Origin of the sequence: Mycobacterium persicum (assembly GCF_002086675.1) — a bacterium.
GTDB classification, from domain to species: domain Bacteria; phylum Actinomycetota; class Actinomycetes; order Mycobacteriales; family Mycobacteriaceae; genus Mycobacterium; species Mycobacterium persicum.
The window spans coordinates 1-1459 of sequence record NZ_MVIF01000232.1 but is presented as its reverse complement, the minus strand read 5'-3'; the positions used below and the strand labels follow the sequence as shown (position 1 = coordinate 1459).

Annotated in this window: 1 pseudogene; it reads left to right on the top strand. The window is 57.2% G+C overall.

Annotated elements, in window-relative coordinates:
- Positions 1–408 precede the first annotated feature (408 nt).
- Positions 409–708: pseudogene (locus tag BST40_RS33475) on the top strand (EspA/EspE family type VII secretion system effector); the annotation flags it as partial.
- Between the last annotated feature and the right edge of the window lie 751 nt (positions 709–1459).

Genomic DNA, 1459 nt, shown 5'->3' with positions numbered 1-1459 from the left:
TCATCTTCGGAAGACCTCGACCCCTATCCCGGCAACGACGCGCCGACCACCTCTACACCCTCATCTGCGAAGAGCCCATTTAACGAGCGTACGATCGCGCCTTCAATTTAGATGTGCGTAAGGGTTCACGCTTCACCGAACCGGTGCTACGAAAGATGCGGTGATCGACAACTGATTCGAATGGTACGAACGCGCCAGTGCACTCATATCTGGAGTTTTCTTGAGCATCCCAGCAGCGCTCACCGGGCATGCGGGATGCACCTTGCTGGGTGCTAACAAGCAACGGTAGCAACGAAACTCGTGCGTCTATGGCCGGCTGGCTGCTGTTACGCTCGATGCAATGCTTAAACGGTGCAACTGTTCAGGTCAACAGTATGCACAAGAACATCGATCTAGGAAAGGTTGCGAATGGGTTCAGGAACTGAGCTCTGCGACAAGACGACGAAATTCATTTCTGGGATACTCTTGTCCATGGGACCGGGAGTTCCCGACCCTGGTGACATCTTCACCACTGGATCGTCTTTGTTGAGGCAAGTCAGCGACAAGATGGGATTAGCCATACCTGGTGCCAACTGGATTGGCACGTCGGCGGCGGCATATTCGAGTCAAAACCTCGCTCAGCAACTCCGCACGAAGGCGATGAGCGATATCGATAAGCTGGCGGGCAATCTGGTCTCGAACCAGGCCAGGCACATCCGCGATGCACGTAAGGTTTTGTCAGCAATGATCACTATGGTCAATGGTGTGCGAAAGGCCTGCAAGAAGCTTGAAAAGGTTCCGCTTGTCGGCAAAGGCTTATCGCTCGCGCTCGCGGTACCACCATGCGGCACTGCGATGTCTGTGGTCGGTGGGGCGCTGCTCTATCTGACGCTCGCGACGATGAACAACGTGATGAACCTCAAGGGATTGCTTGGCAAGCTGATCGAGATACTGACCGCGCTGCCGAAGTTCGCCGGGCTACCGACGCTACCGATCCCGGGTCTGCCGGAGGTTGCGTGGCCGCCGAAACTGCCCGAAATTCCGATCCCCGGCCCTCCGAGCATCCCGGGGCTTCCCGAGTTCAACTGGCCACCAATCCCAGGCGCTCCCGACTTCACGTTGCCGATCCCTGGGCTGCCCGAATTCCAATGGCCGTCTATGCCAGGTTTTCCCCAGTTCAACTGGCCGCGCCCCGGACTTCCTATCCCCGGGTTTCCGAAGTTACCCGGGCTTCCGACGATTCCCGATATCTTCCCCGGACTGCCGGGGTTGGACGACTTGCTCTCGGGCGTCGGAATTTTGGGCAAGTTGCCCAGCTGGGTGGAGGTGGCTAGCTTGCCAGAATTTCTGGCCGGCTTCCCCGGTCTGCCCAGCTTGGATTTTGGCGAGCTGCAGAGTTTTGCGGCTCTTCACAATCGAGGGTGTAGTTGGGGTCTGAATCCACCGGTTTCCAGTAGCGATCTGGCAATGTAGTTGGTGA